Origin of the sequence: Pseudomonas sp. ES4 (assembly GCF_050586665.1) — a bacterium.
GTDB classification, from domain to species: Bacteria; Pseudomonadota; Gammaproteobacteria; order Pseudomonadales; family Pseudomonadaceae; genus Aquipseudomonas; species Aquipseudomonas frederiksbergensis.
This window is the reverse complement of record NZ_JBOBDO010000018.1, coordinates 1-15,795: the sequence shown is the minus strand read 5'-3', so window position 1 is coordinate 15,795 and position 15,795 is coordinate 1. Positions and strand designations below refer to the sequence as shown.

Here is a 15,795-nt window from a genome sequence, read left to right as displayed (position 1 = left end):
CTCTCGGGTGAAGGCGAGGGTTCAGTGCCGGTGCTGGCGTGTCACGCCGGCATCGAATTGCGCGACGATCTGCTGCCAGCCGGCGCTTTCCAGCGCGGCGTCGGTGAGATCGGTCGGGGCCGCGAGGGCGTTGCCGCGGTTGAGCCAGACGTCCGGCGCATCGTCGTCAGCGCTCAAGCGCATCAGAAACGAACCCGCCACGGTGGGCGCCTGGCTCTGGCCGAAGTAAGCCTTGGCGTCGAGCAATTGCCAGGCATGACCGCCGCGGCTGACCGAACTGGCGTCCTGGGCGAACGGCGCAAAACCCTCATCGGCGAGGGCGGCAGGGGCGGGTAGCGCCTGTTGCTCCTGACGTAACAGATGAATTTCGTCGAGCGTCACCCGCAGGTCGGCGTAGATGCCTTGCTCGGACGCGCTCAAGTCACGACGGGCATCCAGTTGATGGCTGCCAACGCTGCTGACTTCCTGGGACTCACTGCGCCACGCGACCACCGAGCCGGCAACCGCAAGGATCATCAGGCACAACAGCAACACAAAGAGGCTTTCATGGCCAGCACCGGCCGGGCGGACGACTTGCGTGGTTGGCGTACTCATGGGGCTTGAATGTCCGCTTGGTCGATTTCGACGACGTGGCCGGGGCCGGCATCGAACAGCACATAGAACTCGGCGCCGGGCTTCTTGAACGTCAGGGTCGAATCGGCGCCGAGTTTGCCCGGAACCAGGATTGTTTCGTCGTAGCCGATCACGTCCAGGGTCACCCCCGGCGCGCCGCTGCCGTCGGAGAAGCCGCCGGTGCATTTTATCTGCTCGGCGTCGATGGCTTTGCATTCGCACATCGGGTTGTGGGCCAGGGCGCTGGCGCTGAAACCGGCGCAGAGCACCAGCAGCGCGGCGCTCAGAGGACGTATAACGTTAATCATGGCTTGCCTCCTTGTTGGTTCAGCCAGGCGAGGGTGGCCGGGGATGCCTGGCTCAGGGGGATGGAAGCCTGATGCATCGCGCCATCCCAGCCTTCCATGGTGATCCACAGTTCGGCGTCGGTTTTAGTCTTCTCGGGGATCGGCAATATCGCGCCCATGCGGTATGGCGTGCCGAAGAAAATCACCCCGGCAGCGCGCAGACTGCGAGGTTTGCCGATGCGCAGGTATGTCGCCTTGACCTGATCGCGACAGCTGTCGCACAACGCCGCGTTGAAGCTCTTCATGTAGCCGGCCGGACCATCGAGGGTCGGGGCGTCGTTGCGCAACTCGGCCAGGCGAAGGCTCCAGGGCCCCACCTGAACCTCGCCGATTTCCCGCTCGCCCAGGCCGGTGTCACCGCGAAACAGCGCAGCATCGGCGAAGTACTTGGGCATGAACCCCAGCGGCACCAGCAACAGCAGTACGTTGATGTGGAAGCGCCATTTGTGCCAGAAACGGCTCAGTTTCGAGCCCGGTTTATCAGCGATGAACAGACTCATTGGCTGACCTCCGTGGTTTCATGGCTCGCAACCGCAGCGGCCTGGTTGCGCGGGCGTTTATGGCTGCGCTTGAGGGCATTGGCCGTGGCCAGGGCGGTGCGTTTGGTCCAGATCAACAGGCCGCTGAGCACCATCATGCTCAGGATCAGGCCGAAGAAGAACCAGATCAATTTGATCCAGATGCCACCGAAGTCGCCGGTGTGCAGCGGACGCATGGATTCGGTCACCAACTCCAGGCCGGAACGGTCCGACAACAGGCGGGTGGCGGCGATGTCGCCGGTGTACGGATTGATGTCGGCGGTCTGGAACATCAGCGGATACCAACTGCGCCCGCCCACCGAGAGGTAGCTATAAGCATTGGCGGGCAGGCTGACAAAGCTGTCGTCCAGGCCGGGAATACGTTCCTTGGCTTCGCGGATTGCCGTCTCCAGGCTGATCATCGGCGCTGGTGAACCGTCGGCCGTCAGCGGGACACTTTCACGCGGGACCACAGCCGTCACCGGCGCGGTGCTGATCGAGATCTGGTTATCGAACATGAACGCCTGAATCAGGAACCAGGTGCTGGTGATGGAAATTACCGCGATGAACCAGATCGACCAGATGCCGCTGAGGCGATGAAAATCGCCCCAGAAAATCCGGGCACCGTGACGAATGCGCAACGTCGGTCGCAAGAAGCCTTTCCAGAAGCGCTTGTAGACCACCAGCCCGGTGACCAACGAAGCCAGCAATGGCAGGCTGAGAAACGACACCAGGTACCAGCCCCAGCTGTAACCATTGGTGAACGGCACCAGCCACCAGCCATGCAGCGCACGGGTAAACGCCTTGAAATTGAACTGCGGCGCCGTGCCCTGAATGACGCCGCTGTAGGGGTTGACGTAAACCGTCACCGAGCGACCGTCGGGGTAGCTGACGTCCACGTCGAGGGCGAAGTGCGATTCATCGGGTCGACTGATGGCCTCAACCAGAGTATTGGGCTCAGCCTTTTTGATCGCAGCAATGATCTGGTCATAGCTGAGCAGAGGTGCATTGTCCGAGGGTTGGCTGGCGCGCATCTGCGGGTTGGCCAGCCAGACGATTTCCTGGCTAACCACCGCCAGGGTGCCGGTCACGCACACGATCAGTACGAAAAACCAGATCGGCAATGCCAGCCAGCTATGGACCAGAAACCAGAGTTTTGAACGGGATTTCTTCGACATGATTAAAGGTCTTGTTTCGATGAGCGGGCCGTCGCTGAGGGCTTCCCAGCGATGAGGTCCATGAAAGGCCGGGCTGTGGCTTTTGCCTACGCGGGCCGACTGCATCTAGATAAGACGGATGAGCGTCGGAAATCCTGAAAGGGGAGATGAAAGAAAATGTTTCGCGATATCGTTTGGCTGTAGGCGAGTGATCCACGATCGTTCCCACGCTCTGCGTGGGAATGCAGCCCGGGACGCTCTGCGTCCCAGAAGCGGACACGGAGCGTCCATTGAGGCATTGCCACGCAGAGCGTGGGAACGATCATTGGGTCAACCCTGCTTGAACATCTCCTGCGCCCGCTGCTCAATCTGCTCCTGAGTCAGATCTTCCTTGCGCGTGGCCAGAAACCACAGATGCCCATAGGGATCCTTCAAGGTCCCCGAGCGGTCGCCATAAAACTGATCCTTGACCTCGGACACCACCGTGCCGCCAGCCGCAATCGCCTGTTTGTAGGACTTGTCTACATCGTTCACATACAGATGCAGTCCCACGGACGGCGACGTGTCGGGATTGCTCAGCGGACCCTGATCGCACGGTGTGCCAAGCATGATCGGGCAATCGCCGATACGCAGTTCGGCGTGGCCGATGCCGCCATCGGGCATGGACAGGCGCATGACTTCGGTGGCGCCAAAGGCTTTCTTGTAGAACTCGATGGCTTCCGCCGCTTTTTGAATGCCCAGATAGGGGGTAATGCTGTGATAACCCTCGGGAATAGGTTTGACACTCATGATCGTTCTCCCTGATTTTTTTGTAGATGGAAGATTTCACTTCGCCGCTTTTCAGCAGGATCATCAAGTGTAGGCGCTGCCAAAAATGGCGATGTCTTGATTTTGATCCCCAGCATTTACCAAGTTCACAAAAAAGATCACCGCCCGCGGCTGCATCAGCACTGTTCAGCCATCAACCAAGGAGCTGCGCCCCTGGCCCGCGTTCCCCCAGCACATCGCCAAAGTTGCGCAGCGGACATGCCTCCATCGACAGACAACCACAACCAATGCAGCCATTGAGCTTGTCCCGCAGCAAGGTCAGTTGATTGATCCGCTCATCCAGATCCCGACTCCACTGCGCCGACAACACCTTCCAGTCCGCCGCCGTCGGTGCTCGGTTATCCGGCAGGGACTTGAGCGCCTCGCCAATCTCCGCCAGCGGAATCCCCAATCGCTGGGCTACTTTGATCAATGCCACCCGCCGCAGCACTTCCCGTGGATAACGTCGCTGGTTGCCCTGGTTGCGATTGCTTTTGATCAAACCCTTGGACTCATAAAAGTGCAGCGCCGTGACCGCGACGCCGCTGCGCGCAGCCACTTGGCCGACGGTGAGTTCCTTGTGCAGATTTTCCGAGGTGATCATCTAAAAAATGCTCCTTGACCTCAAGTTAACTCGAGGTTTTACCCTGCAGGCCTTCGGATCGCAAGATCCGGCTTACACGTCAGGGGGACTCTTCATGCAAGCGTCAGAGAAAAATCGCAGCTTCACCCAATTGATCGAATTCGAGATCGAACCCCATCAACAGCCCGCGTTGGTATCGGCACTGTCGAAACAGACCGAACGTCTGGCCCAGGACTTCACAGGATTTCTGAGTGCCAGCATCCAGGCCAGCGATGATGGCCGACGGGTGCTCAACTACCTGCAATGGCAAACACGCGAGGCGGGAGAGGCCGCGTTCCAGAGCTTTGAAAGCGGCGAGCAGGATTTCTGGCAACTGATTCGCACCCATCAGGCGAAAACCGTGACCTTCGGCTCGTTCCAGGTCCTGCATAGCCTGGAACGCAGCCACGACAACGCGCTGCACTGCAATCTGGTGGGTTAGATCGACAGCTGCATGACACGCTCGCCCTGGAGATTTTCCATGGGGCGGCGCTTGTTCACCGCCAGTTCGCCGATCCTGATCAGTCGCGTGCGGGTTACGTTGCGGCTCAAGCCCAGCAGCGCGGCGGTGTGTACCTGGTTGTAATGGCTGAAGCGATAGGCGGCTCGCAGCAACGCGTCTTCGACTTTCTCGTGCAGCGCTCCGGCTTGTTCTTCGAAGAGCTTTTGAAAAGCCCGGTCGAGCAGGGCTTCCGGTGAGTCATCGATGGTGCTGTGGTAATCGTCCTGACGCTCGATGCGTAGGTTCGACAGGCGCAGGTCGTCGCGTTCGATCACGCCGTTACGGCAGATCAACAGTGTGTGATGAATAACATTTTCCAGTTCGCGAATATTGCCCGGCCAGCTGTAGCCGCGCAGTTTCAGTTCGGCCTCTTTGCTGAGGGTGATGGTGCCGTAGCCGAGGCGCTGGCTGTAGGCTTCGATGAAATGCCGGGTCAGCGGCAGGATGTCGCCGGGGCGGTCGCGCAGTGGGCTTAATTCCAGGCTGACGACGTCGAGGCGGTAGTACAAATCCTCACGGAAATGCCCGGCGTTGATGGCTTTCTCCAGTTGCACGTTGGTCGCCGCCAGCACACGCACATTGATGGGAATGCTCTTGCGCGAACCCAGGCGCACCACTTCGCGCTCCTGCAATACCCGCAACAACTTGACCTGGATCGCCATCGGCAAATCGCCGATTTCATCAAGGAACAACGTGCCGCCATCGGCCTCCTCGAACCAGCCGGCCTTGGCGCTCAGCGCACCGGTGAAGGCACCTTTTTCATGGCCGAACAACTCGGCCTCCACCAGGGATTCGGAAAACGCGCCGCAGTTCACCGCCACAAATGGCCGGTTGCGCCGGGCGCTGAGGTTGTGGACATGCCGTGCCACCAGCTCCTTGCCGGTGCCGGTTTCACCGATGATCAGCACGCTGGCTTCACTGGGCGCGACTTGTCGAATATGGGCGAGCAAGGCCTGGGATCTGGGGTCTTCGAACACCTGCGCCGTGGCGCGGATCGAGGTGGCCAGGGCGGGCGAGGGCGGTAAGGTCAGCAGTTGCATGGGCAGGCTCCATGAATAGAAGGCTATGAATAGAAAGTCGGGATCGGCAGGGACATGGTTCATGGAGTGTCTGAAGCGATGACAGGTTTATAAAGGTCCAGCTTTATTCCGTAAAAGACATTAAATTAATATTAATAGATCATTTGGAGATATAAAGTGTTCTGCCTCAGCGGCGTTAGCCAAAGTCGATAGCCACTATCGAGAGCGTTGATTTCTGCAGATCGGATGCCCGGCGTAGCCTGTGTTCATTGCCTCGAACCCAGATGTCAGGACACTCACAATGAAACCTCCAATCGCTGCTTTCTTGCTGCTTGCGGTCTCCGTGCTCACTGGATGTGCCAGCCATGTTTCCCCGGAATTACGGCCGTACACCGAAGAAGAAACCAGAGAGTTGGCACTTGAGGCGTTGAATCGGCGCGGTTTGTCGTTCGACGAATACCACGCGAAAAAAGCCGAGCTGCTCGGCCAACCGCAAAAGTCGTTCAGTTTCGACAAACAAGGCGAGATGAACGCCGAACGTGCTGTACAGCTTCACGGTCGTCCTAGTTGAGCGAAAACTGTACCGCTTGAAGTTTTACGCAACTGTCCATGGGTTTCCCTTAAGGCCTGCGATAGGGTCAGTACCTGACTGACCCAATGGACTGCCACCATGACGCTCTCGCTCGATCTGCTATTGGGCTTTGCCCTGTTTGCGCTTGTCACCTCGATCACTCCCGGCCCGAACAACACGATGTTGTTGGCATCGGGTGTGAACTTCGGTTTTAACCGCACCATCCCTCACATGCTTGGCATCACCTGCGGCTTCTTCGTGCTCGTCGTGGCGGTGGGTTTCGGCTTGGGCGCAGTGTTTCAAACCTATCCTTTGCTCTACAGCGTCCTGCGTTACGTCGGCGCGGCGTATTTGCTGTATCTGGCGTGGAAAATCGCCCATTCGGGACCGGTTTCCGAGAATGAAAAGGGCGAGAGCAAACCGATCAGCTATTTGGGCGCAGCGGCGTTCCAGTGGGTCAATCCCAAGGCCTGGATCATGGCCATCGGCGCAATCAGCACCTACACGCCCATGCAGGGTTATTTCACCAACGTGATCGTGATTGCAGCGGTGTTCGCCTTGATCAACCTGCCGAGCGTCAGTGTCTGGGCCGGCTGCGGCACGTTGTTGCGCAACGTGCTGAAGGATCGCCGCTGGTTGCGGCTGTTCAACTGGGGCATGGCCTTGCTGCTGGTGGCTTCGCTGTATCCGTTGTTGGTCGAAAGCTTTAGCTGACGCATTGCTTCAACCGCTTGCCCGATGCCTGTTAAGCTCGACTTCAGGAGCGTTCCTACGCACTTTTAAATGAAGTTGTTCTTCTTTAACGGCCTCCGATCAGGTATTTCTAACGCTCTGAACGAAGGGCGCAGCTCACGAGGCTGCGTTTGGCGTTTCAGTGACGAGCCTCCTGATCCCGGAACATGCTCTGCGAGTCTTCTATGAATAAGCGTCCTCTGTATTTCGACTACGCCGCCACCACGCCGGTGGATGAACGAGTCATCAAGGTCATGGTCGAGTGTCTGGGTTTTACCGGCAACTTCGGCAATCCAGCGTCCAGCTCCCATGCGTTCGGTCAACAGGCCCGACAATCGGTCGAGCAGGCGCGGCAGCAGGTCGCCGAACTGGTCGGCGCCCAGCCGGACCAGATCGTCTGGACCTCCGGCGCCACCGAATCGAACAACCTTGCCCTCAAGGGCGTGGCCCAGGCACGTGGCGTTTCTGGCGGCCACATCATCACCAGCCAGATTGAACACAAAGCGATTCTCGACACGGCAAAGCAGTTGCAGGACGTCGGCGTCGCGGTGACTTATCTGGTGCCTGACGCCGAGGGTCTGATTACCCCGCAAGCGGTCAGCGAAGCGATGCGCGAAGACACCTTTCTGGTGTCGTTGATGCTGGTCAACAACGAGTTGGGCACGGTCAACGACATCTCGGCCATCGGCGAAGTCGTGCGTGCTCGCGATGCGTTGTTCCATGTCGACGCGGCTCAAGGTGCAGGCAAAGTGCTGATTGACCTGGCCCGGTTGCCAGTGGATCTGATGTCATTTTCCGCCCACAAGATTTACGGCCCCAAAGGCATCGGCGCGTTGTACGTCGGGCCACGCGCGCAGCAGCGTTTGCAGGCGCAGATTCATGGCGGTGGTCACGAGGGCGGTTTGCGTTCCGGCACCCTGGCGACTCATCAGATCGCGGCCATGGGTGTGGCGTTCGCCTTGGCGGCCGCTTCGTTCGATGAAGAGAAAGCCACGATCGTGCGGTTGCGTGAACGCTTGCTTGAGCAATTGCTGAGCATTCCCGGGGTACGCCTCAATGGCAGTCCGACCCAGCGCATCCCTCATACCTTGAGCCTGACCTTCAGCGAAGGCGAGTTCAATTCCACGGCGTTGAGCACCTCGATCGCGTTCTCCGCGACCTCGGCCTGCAATTCCGCGAGCAATGCGCCTTCCCATGTGCTGCTGGCCCTGGGGCATGACGCCCGTTCGGCAAGTCGCACCATTCGCTTGAGTCTCGGCCGGTTCACCACCGAGCAAGACATCGACCAAGCGGTACAGCTGATTAAAGCGGCCTGCGCCAGTGCTCCGGCATTTTGGCAATAAGGTCTGAAAGTGTCGGCGTTGATCGGCACTCAACAATAATGATGAAGTGATTAGCAGGAGACATGATGAGTACGCAGCCTTCGATCAATGGATCGGTGCCTCAACGCCTGGCGCAAACCCGCGAACTGATGAGCCGGGAGGGCATTCACGCTCTGTTGGTGCCGTCGGCCGACCCGCACCTGTCGGAATATCTGCCGGGTTACTGGCAAGGACGGCAATGGCTGTCGGGCTTCCATGGCTCGGTCGGCACGCTGATCGTTACGCCGGACTTTGCAGGCGTCTGGGCCGACAGTCGTTATTGGGAGCAAGCGACCAAGGAACTCAAGGGCAGCGGCATCGAACTGGTCAAGCTGCAACCGGGTCAACCCGGCCCGCTGGACTGGCTGGCCGAGCAAACCCCTGAAGGCGGCGTCGTCGCGGTAGATGGCGCGGTGATGGCCGTGGCTTCGGCGCGTACGTTGGGTAGCAAGCTCGAAGAGCGCGGCGCACGTTTGCGCACTGATATCGATGTTCTGAACGAAGTCTGGAGCGACCGTCCGACGCTGCCAAATGAACCGATCTATCAACACCTGCCGCCTCAGGCGACGGTCAGCCGCGGCGAGAAACTGGCGAAGCTGCGTGAGGTTTTGAACGATCGCGGTGCCGACTGGCATTTCATTGCCACCCTTGATGACATCGCTTGGCTGTTCAACTTGCGCGGCGGTGACGTGTCGTTCAACCCAGTGTTTGTTTCTTTCGCGTTGATCAGCCAAGAGCAGGCCACCCTGTTCGTGGCTCTGAGCAAGGTCGATACCAAGCTGCGCGCAACCCTCGAACAGGACGGCGTGACCCTGCGCGATTACAGCGAAGTGGCCGCCGCCTTGCGCGCCGTACCGAGCGGGGCGAGCCTGCAAGTCGACCCGGCGCGCGTTACCGCCGGCTTGCTGGATAACCTGGACAGCGGCGTGAAGCTGATCGAAGGCCTGAACCCGACGACGTTGGCCAAGTCACAGAAAAGCCTGGCCGATGCCGAGCACATTCGTCAGGCCATGGAGCAGGACGGCGCGGCGCTGTGTGAATTCTTCACCTGGCTGGACACCGCGTTGGGCCGTGAGCGCATCACCGAACTGACCATCGACGAACACCTGACGGCGGCGCGTACCCGACGTCCGGGCTATGTATCGCTGAGCTTCAACACCATTGCCGCGTTCAACGCCAATGGCGCAATGCCGCACTACCACGCCACCGAAGAAGAACACGCGGTGATCGAAGGCGACGGTCTGTTGTTGATCGATTCCGGCGGCCAGTACCTGGGCGGCACCACTGACATCACGCGGATGGTGCCGGTCGGTACGCCGACCGATGAGCAGAAGCGCGATTGCACGCGGGTGCTCAAAGGCGTGATTGCGTTGTCCCGTGCGCAATTCCCTCGTGGCATTCTCTCGCCGTTGCTCGATTCGATTGCCCGCGCGCCGATCTGGGCTGAAAGCGTTGATTACGGTCACGGCACCGGTCACGGCGTTGGCTACTTCCTCAACGTGCATGAAGGCCCGCAGGTCATCGCCTATCAGGCCGCTGCGGCACCGCAAACGGCTATGCAGCCTGGCATGATTACGTCCATCGAACCGGGCACTTACCGTCCGGGCCGCTGGGGTGTGCGGATCGAGAACCTGGTGCTGAACCGCGAGGCGGGCAAAAGCGAATTCGGTGAGTTCCTGAAATTCGAAACCCTGACCTTGTGCCCGATCGATACTCGCTGCCTGGAACCGTCGCTGCTGACTGACGACGAAAAACAATGGTTCAACGCCTACCACGCCGAGGTGCGCCAGCGCTTGAGCCCGTTGCTCGACGGCGCAGCCCTTGAGTGGTTGAACACCCGGACTGCGGCTATTTGATCGGTTGGAGTTCAGGCGCTTCTTCGAGCGCCTGGCTCATGTAGTCGACGAAGGCTTTGACCCTGGCGGATTGGCGACGATTCGCCGGGGACACGGCATGAATCGGCAGCGACTGGGCGCTGTATTCCAGCAAAATCGCGGTCACGCGTCCTGCCTTCAAGTCCTCGCTGAACAGCCAGACCGGCGACAGCGAAATCCCCAATCCCCCCAGTACCATCTCGCGGATCGCCTCGGAGTTGTTGCTTTGTGCGTTGCCCTTGATTCGCACTTCGTGACGTTGTCTCTCTCTCTCGTAAACCCACAGGTTCTGACTGTTCAGCAGGTTGAACAGCAGGCAGTTGTGTCCGCGTAATTCTTCGGGCGTTTGCGGCTGGCCGTGCTGCGCAAGGTACTCGGGCGCTGCGACAGTTACTCGGTGGGTGGTGCCGATGCGGCGGGCAATCAATCCGCTGTCGTTCAACTCGCCGATCCTGAACGTGACGTCCAGCCCTTCACTGACCAGGTCCTGATTTTGATCGCTCAGTTGCAGATCAATCTGCACTTGAGGATGTTTTTTGAGGAATGCCGGCAGTCGCGGAGCAATCTGTAAACGCCCGAAACTCACGGACGATCCGACTTTCAGGTTGCCGGCGACAGCTTCGCGGCCGGAGTGAAAGCTGTGTTCTGCGGCGTCTACGGCCGCCAGGATATGTCGACATTCGCTGTAGTACCGCTGACCTTCGTCGGTCAGGGATAGTTGTCGTGTGCTACGAGAAATCAACTTTCCACCCAGCTCAGTTTCCAGTGCTCGCAGCACTTTGCTGATGGTCGGCTGGCTGGTTTGCAATTCCCGGGCGACGGCAGAAAAGCTGCCACGCTCGACAACGCGAACGAAGATTGCCATTGCATTGAGTTTGTCCACGGGTTTCTCATTGATGCCAAATGGGCATGGTCACTATAGCTATATAGCGTCTTATCGGCATGAGTGAACGGGAGGAGGATTTATCCCACAGCCACCTCTGACGGGAAATTGCGAAATGACTGACTCACTTGAAATGCGCGCTCTGATTGTTGACTCGGCCAACGGGCCTTTACGCTTGGCTTCCGTTCCACGGCCTGTGCCTGAGGCCGGTCAGGTATTGGTCAGGATCAAGGCCAGTGGGGTGAACCCTTTGGATGGAAAGATTCGCTCGGGTCAGGCTGCTCATGCGCGTCAGTCATTGCCGGCGGTATTGGGTATTGATCTCGCGGGAACAGTGGCGGCATTGGGGGAGGGTGTCAGTGAATGGCTGCCGGGGGATGAGGTCTATGCAATGGCCACCGGTATTGGCGGTGCGCAGGGTTCACTGGCTGAATACGCCGCCGTCGATGCACGGCTGCTGGCACGCAAGCCAGGCAATCTGAGCATGCGCGAGGCGGCTGGGTTGCCGTTGGTACTGATTACGGCGTGGGAAGGGTTGGTGGATCGTGCGCGGGTGCGGGCGGGTCAGAAGGTGCTGATTCACGGCGGTGCGGGCGGTGTCGGGCATGTGGCTATACAAATTGCCCGGGCTTTCGGTGCTGACGTATTTGCCACCGGGTCGGCCGGGAAGCAGGCGATCATCGAAGGGTTCGGTGCGACGTTTATTGATTATCGAAAATCTTCGGTTGAGGAGTATGTGGCTGAGCACACGGCGGGGGAGGGCTTCGACATTGTCTACGACACGGTGGGGGGTGAGACGCTGGACGCTTCATTCAAGGCTGCTCGGGTCTACGAGGGGCATGTCGTGAGTTGTCTCGGATGGGGGCAGCACAGTGTGGCGCCGCTCTCGTTTCGTGGGGCGACTTATTCTGGAGTGTTTACCTTGTTGCCGTTGCTGACTGGCAAGGGGCGTGAGCATCACGGGGAGATACTTAGGGAGGCTGCGCGGTTGATCGAGACGGGTCAGCTGAAACCGTTGCTCGACCCTCGGCAGTTCACGCTGCAAACCGCCGAGGCCGCCCATGAGCTGCTCGTTTCGGGAGCTGCGCAGGGGCGGTTGGTTGTCGAGATCTAACTCAGGGCTTCAACGACGAAGTCCAGGCGATCCTGACCGAAGAACAGCTGATTATCGACAAACATGCTCGGGGCACCGAATACACCCCGTTGCACTGCTTTCTCTGTGTTGTCCTTGAGAGTGGCTTTGACTTCCTCGTCGGCGGTCAGGGCCAGGACTTCATTTGGATCGAAACCGTTCTGTGTCAGTACTGACGCGACGGTCGCCAGATCATCGAGGCTGCGGCCTTCAACCCAGAGGGCGTGAAACAGGCAATCGATGAATGCCTGAAAGCGTTCAGGATGGCGCAATTGCATGCCGGTGACGGCGCGCATCAGCATCAGGGTGTTGATAGGAAAGTGGGGATTGAACTTCAGTGCCACGCCATAGCGCTTGGCGTAGCGGTCCAGATCTTGAAACATGTAGCGACCCTTGGCGGGGATAGCCGCGGGGGAGGCGTTACCTGTGGCTTTGAAGACGCCGCCCAGCAAGATGGGTATGTAGATCAACTGGCTGTCGGTCTGCTCACAGATCTTCGGTAGCTGGGTATAGGCCAGGTAGGTGGCGGGGCTGCCGAGGTCGAAGTAGAACTTCACGGTTTTGCTCATGGTCGATGCGCTCTGTTTATTATTGTGGGGGAGGGCTTACCAGCGTTCGCTCCAGGGGCGCAGGTCCAGCTCGAAGGTCCATGCATCACGGGGCTGGCTGTGGAGATACCAGTAGTTCTCGGCAATGTGCTCTGGATTGAGAATGCCGTCCTGGTCCTTGGTCGCGTACTTTTCGGGGAAGCTCTCGCGGATAAAATCGGTATCGATGGCACCGTCGACTACAACATGGGCGACATGAATGTTCATCGGCCCCAGTTCACGCGCCATACTTTGCGCCAGGGCACGAATCCCGTGCTTGGCGCCGGCGAACGCCGCAAACCCTGAGGCCCCACGCAGGCCGGCGGTAGCACCGGTGAACAAAATAGTCCCGCGTTGACGCTTGGCCATGCGCTTGGCCACTTCACGAGCGTTGAGGAATCCTGAGAAACAGGCCATTTCCCAGATCTTGAAATATTTGCGCGCGGTTTCTTCGAGAATGCTGCAAGGCACATTGGCGCCGATGTTGAAGACGAACGCTTCGATTGGGCCGATCTGGCTTTCGATCTGCTCAACCAACGCAATCACGTCCTCTTCCTTGCGCGCATCGCAGGCAAACCCGTGGGCTTCACCTCCATCGGCCTTGATGGCGTCCACCAGCGGCTGGAGTTTGTCCGCGCTGCGGCGGGTGACACACGCCACAAATCCTTCCTGCGCAAAGCGCTTTGCAATTGCGCCGCCAGTGGCATCCCCTGCACCGACAACCAGTACGACCTTCTTGTTATTCATGGGTAGATCCCTTTGCTAAACGATCGTTAACTAAACGAACGTTATGCTACGATCCGGCAAGCGTCAAGGCGATCAATCCTGAGGGCAAGGCAATGCGTTACTCGGCCAATCACAAACTGGAAACCAAAGAGAAACTACTTGAAAGCAGTGCGGTGTCGGCCAAGAAGTCGGGTTTTTCAACGGTAGGCGTCGATGGTTTGATGAAGGCGATCGGCTTGAGTGGCGGGGCTTTCTACAGTCACTTTTCGTCAAAGGATGAGCTGTTCGCTTCAATCGTCGAGCGTGAACTGTCTCAAAGCCTGGAGCGGTTAGGGGTAGACCTGAATCCTGAGAAGTTCCAGCGCTGCCTGAAACACTACCTGAGCATGGCCCATGTCGAGCATCCGGAATCGGGTTGTGCTTTGCCGGCATTAGGGGCCGAGATTGCACGTTCAGACGTGATGATTCGTCAACAAGCGGAGAACTGGATTTGTCGGCTTCAGAAGAGTTGGGCACAAGTTCTGGAAAGCGACAGCCTGGCCTGGGCGATTCTGTCGCAATGTATCGGTGCGTTGGTTATTGCTCGAATGCTGGCCACGCCGGACATTCAGCGTGCGGTCCTGAAATCCAGCTACGATGAGATTGGCCGCCAGATCGCAGGTCCACGAACGTGACAAGGCGGCATCGATCTATTTGCAGATGACGATCATGCTGCGGCTGGTATAGCCGGCAGGGTTGAGGCCGAACGGGTAATCGCCTGGTTCTTCCACAGTGTCCCCTGACTTGGCGATGACCTTGTAACCTTTTGGAGCGCACGAGTTGGCGGCGCTGGTGTAGCACTTGTCCCAGGATGATGACAGCCCGGAACAGTTGATATGCAGCCCTCTCTTGCCGTGTTTTACCTGGGTTTTCGATGTCGCCGCGCAGCCCGCAACCGCAAGTACGGCGATCAATACCAAAATTCGTTTCATTACTGTCCTTATAGCGTTCCCGGATCTTTGCGCCCGGGTCTGGCTGCATTCGCTTTCGCTTGAAGCGTTCTGATATCCCTATCTGAAAAAATCCATGTCTGACACTGGGTTATGGGTCTAAACATGGCCTAATTGCGCGACAAATACCAGACCCTCGTCAAATCCTGGCTCAATCTGCAGTGACAGCAGGCTTGGCTGCACTCCCCATCGTCATGGTCGCGCCTATGGAGGCCAGAATGATGCAGATGATGGCCATCCATTGTGACAATGAAAGGTACTCCTGCAGAAACAACAGGCCTGACAGCGCGCCGATCGCAGGTTCAATGCTCATCAATGTACCGAATGTCCGGGTAGGGATGCGGGTGAGGGCGACCATCTCCAGCGTGTAGGGCACTGCGGTAGATAGAATGGCGACAGCAATGGCCACTGGGATCAGTGAGGGAGTGAGTAGTGCGGCACCAGCATGGACGATGCCGATAGGGGCTACAAAAAGTGCCGCAATCATCACCCCCAGTGCCGCGGTCTGCACGCCATTGTCGGCACCGGCCTTTTGGCCGAACAGAATGTACAGCGCCCAGCAGACACCTGCGCCCAATGCATAACCGGCGCCTACCAGATCAATCCCCGCGGTTGTTTCTCCCATAGGTATTAACAGTAGCAAGCCGACGGCTGCCAGGGCGATCCACAAAAAGTCGATCGCGCGACGTGAGGCGTAGATGGCTACCGCCAGTGGACCGGTGAATTCCAGCGCAACCGCGATACCGAGGGGGACGGTTTGCAATGACATATAGAAGAGGAAGTTCATGCCGCCCAACGCCATTCCGTAGACGATGACGGTGCGCAAGGATTTCGCGGTGAACTTCGCTCGCCAGGGGCGCAGTATCAGCATCATGATCACGCTGGCGAAGATCAGCCTCAGTGTGGTGGTTCCTTGCGCGCCGATAATGGGGAACATGCTTTTAGCCAGGGAGGCTCCTGACTGGATTGATGCCATGGCTATCAATAGCAGGCCAACCGAAAACAGAGTCGAGGCAAGGCTGCGAGGTTGGTCATTCATGGCGTGGCATTGTCCGAAGTAGGAAACGAGAGTGGTATTGGGCAATATACTGCGCATTCATGGCGGGCGCGTCTATATATAAGCTGTGATTTTGGCCGTCCTTATAGAAAAGCGTAATTAAGGATTGACGGCAGATTCTGGAAGTCTATAATTCGCCCCACTTCCGGCGCAGTCGAAACGGAAAACTCCTTGGTAAACAATGAGTTATGCAGTTTTCGACAGCGAGTTGCTTCAGGTCGTCGAAGCCCAGAAGGAGTTGAAAGAGCAGGGTTGTTTGGCTCTTTTGACGGTTCGATCTTCTCGGTCGAAAGCGGTGT

General features: G+C 58.4%; 20 protein-coding genes. 7 read left to right on the top strand and 13 right to left on the bottom strand.

Annotated features, from left to right (window positions below):
* Positions 1 to 21: 21 nt before the first annotated feature.
* The 6 genes from ACQ4OB_RS19170 to soxR form a co-directional block, all read right to left on the bottom strand.
* Positions 22 to 594: a DUF6162 family protein gene (locus tag ACQ4OB_RS19170; protein ID WP_430956259.1), complete on the bottom strand. Its 573-nt coding sequence runs from the start codon at positions 592 to 594 to the stop codon at positions 22 to 24.
* Positions 591 to 920, bottom strand: a complete 330-nt coding sequence (locus ACQ4OB_RS19165; protein ID WP_430956258.1) for a hypothetical protein — start codon at positions 918 to 920, stop codon at positions 591 to 593. Before ACQ4OB_RS19165 ends, ACQ4OB_RS19170 begins: the two co-directional genes overlap by 4 nt.
* Positions 917 to 1,459, bottom strand: a complete 543-nt coding sequence (locus ACQ4OB_RS19160) for a thiamine pyrophosphate-binding protein (protein WP_430956257.1) — start codon at positions 1,457 to 1,459, stop codon at positions 917 to 919. Before ACQ4OB_RS19160 ends, ACQ4OB_RS19165 begins: the two co-directional genes overlap by 4 nt.
* Entirely contained in the window at positions 1,456 to 2,655 is a 1,200-nt protein-coding gene (locus ACQ4OB_RS19155; protein ID WP_430956256.1) for a PepSY-associated TM helix domain-containing protein, read from the bottom strand. The genes ACQ4OB_RS19160 and ACQ4OB_RS19155 overlap by 4 nt, the downstream gene beginning before the upstream one ends.
* Before the next feature lie 309 nt (positions 2,656 to 2,964).
* Positions 2,965 to 3,423, bottom strand: a complete 459-nt coding sequence (locus tag ACQ4OB_RS19150) for a VOC family protein (protein WP_430956255.1) — start codon at positions 3,421 to 3,423, stop codon at positions 2,965 to 2,967.
* A gap of 172 nt (positions 3,424 to 3,595) precedes the next feature.
* Positions 3,596 to 4,045, bottom strand: a complete 450-nt coding sequence (gene soxR, locus ACQ4OB_RS19145; protein WP_074878711.1) for a redox-sensitive transcriptional activator SoxR — start codon at positions 4,043 to 4,045, stop codon at positions 3,596 to 3,598.
* A gap of 94 nt (positions 4,046 to 4,139) precedes the next feature.
* Here soxR and ACQ4OB_RS19140 point away from each other — a divergent pair, with 94 nt between their 5' ends.
* A complete protein-coding gene (locus ACQ4OB_RS19140) occupies positions 4,140 to 4,505 on the top strand; it encodes an antibiotic biosynthesis monooxygenase (protein ID WP_074878709.1) in 366 nt (121 codons plus the stop codon).
* Here ACQ4OB_RS19140 and ACQ4OB_RS19135 read toward each other — a convergent pair.
* Positions 4,502 to 5,605, bottom strand: a complete 1,104-nt coding sequence (locus ACQ4OB_RS19135) for a sigma-54 interaction domain-containing protein (RefSeq protein WP_430956254.1) — start codon at positions 5,603 to 5,605, stop codon at positions 4,502 to 4,504. The genes ACQ4OB_RS19140 and ACQ4OB_RS19135 overlap by 4 nt on opposite strands.
* A gap of 280 nt (positions 5,606 to 5,885) precedes the next feature.
* Between ACQ4OB_RS19135 and ACQ4OB_RS19130 the strand changes: the two genes are divergently transcribed.
* The 4 genes from ACQ4OB_RS19130 to ACQ4OB_RS19115 all read left to right on the top strand — a co-directional run bounded on the left by ACQ4OB_RS19130 (position 5,886) and on the right by ACQ4OB_RS19115 (position 10,104).
* Entirely contained in the window at positions 5,886 to 6,155 is a 270-nt protein-coding gene (locus tag ACQ4OB_RS19130) for a hypothetical protein (RefSeq protein WP_102616722.1), read from the top strand.
* 99 nt (positions 6,156 to 6,254) lie between these two features.
* On the top strand, positions 6,255 to 6,869 hold the full coding sequence (locus tag ACQ4OB_RS19125; protein ID WP_074878704.1) for a LysE family translocator: 615 nt from the start codon (positions 6,255 to 6,257) through the stop codon (positions 6,867 to 6,869).
* Between the two features lie 203 nt (positions 6,870 to 7,072).
* Positions 7,073 to 8,230: a cysteine desulfurase family protein gene (locus tag ACQ4OB_RS19120; RefSeq protein ID WP_430956253.1), complete on the top strand. Its 1,158-nt coding sequence runs from the start codon at positions 7,073 to 7,075 to the stop codon at positions 8,228 to 8,230.
* 65 nt (positions 8,231 to 8,295) lie between these two features.
* Positions 8,296 to 10,104, top strand: coding sequence for an aminopeptidase P family protein (locus tag ACQ4OB_RS19115; protein ID WP_430956252.1), 1,809 nt, complete (start codon positions 8,296 to 8,298; stop codon positions 10,102 to 10,104).
* Here the strand turns inward: ACQ4OB_RS19115 and ACQ4OB_RS19110 are convergent.
* Positions 10,097 to 11,005 carry a LysR family transcriptional regulator gene (locus ACQ4OB_RS19110; protein WP_074878698.1) on the bottom strand — a complete coding sequence of 303 codons (909 nt, stop codon included), beginning with the start codon at positions 11,003 to 11,005 and terminating at the stop codon, positions 10,097 to 10,099. The genes ACQ4OB_RS19115 and ACQ4OB_RS19110 overlap by 8 nt on opposite strands.
* 115 nt (positions 11,006 to 11,120) lie before the next feature.
* Here ACQ4OB_RS19110 and ACQ4OB_RS19105 point away from each other — a divergent pair, with 115 nt between their 5' ends.
* The gene (locus ACQ4OB_RS19105; RefSeq protein WP_430956251.1) at positions 11,121 to 12,119 is read left to right on the top strand and encodes a zinc-dependent alcohol dehydrogenase family protein; all 999 of its coding nucleotides are present in this window, start codon (positions 11,121 to 11,123) and stop codon (positions 12,117 to 12,119) included.
* Here ACQ4OB_RS19105 and ACQ4OB_RS19100 read toward each other — a convergent pair.
* Together ACQ4OB_RS19100 and ACQ4OB_RS19095 are read right to left on the bottom strand one after the other, a co-directional pair.
* Positions 12,116 to 12,706: a 2-hydroxychromene-2-carboxylate isomerase gene (locus ACQ4OB_RS19100; RefSeq protein WP_430956250.1), complete on the bottom strand. Its 591-nt coding sequence runs from the start codon at positions 12,704 to 12,706 to the stop codon at positions 12,116 to 12,118. The two genes, ACQ4OB_RS19105 and ACQ4OB_RS19100, sit on opposite strands and share 4 nt — an antisense overlap.
* Positions 12,707 to 12,742: 36 nt before the next feature.
* On the bottom strand, positions 12,743 to 13,471 hold the full coding sequence (locus ACQ4OB_RS19095) for an SDR family oxidoreductase (RefSeq protein ID WP_102616716.1): 729 nt from the start codon (positions 13,469 to 13,471) through the stop codon (positions 12,743 to 12,745).
* Between the two features lie 92 nt (positions 13,472 to 13,563).
* Here ACQ4OB_RS19095 and ACQ4OB_RS19090 point away from each other — a divergent pair, with 92 nt between their 5' ends.
* Entirely contained in the window at positions 13,564 to 14,124 is a 561-nt protein-coding gene (locus ACQ4OB_RS19090; RefSeq protein ID WP_102616715.1) for a TetR/AcrR family transcriptional regulator, read from the top strand.
* 15 nt (positions 14,125 to 14,139) lie between these two features.
* Here ACQ4OB_RS19090 and ACQ4OB_RS19085 read toward each other — a convergent pair whose 3' ends face one another.
* The 3 genes from ACQ4OB_RS19085 to ACQ4OB_RS19075 all read right to left on the bottom strand — a co-directional run.
* Positions 14,140 to 14,421 carry a hypothetical protein gene (locus tag ACQ4OB_RS19085; RefSeq protein WP_074878687.1) on the bottom strand — a complete coding sequence of 94 codons (282 nt, stop codon included), beginning with the start codon at positions 14,419 to 14,421 and terminating at the stop codon, positions 14,140 to 14,142.
* Positions 14,422 to 14,590: 169 nt separating this feature from the next.
* Positions 14,591 to 15,478, bottom strand: coding sequence for a threonine/homoserine exporter RhtA (gene rhtA, locus ACQ4OB_RS19080; protein WP_074878685.1), 888 nt, complete (start codon positions 15,476 to 15,478; stop codon positions 14,591 to 14,593).
* Positions 15,479 to 15,579: 101 nt separating this feature from the next.
* A partial coding sequence (locus ACQ4OB_RS19075) for a hypothetical protein (RefSeq protein WP_430956249.1) occupies positions 15,580 to 15,795 on the bottom strand: 216 nt, incomplete at its 5' end.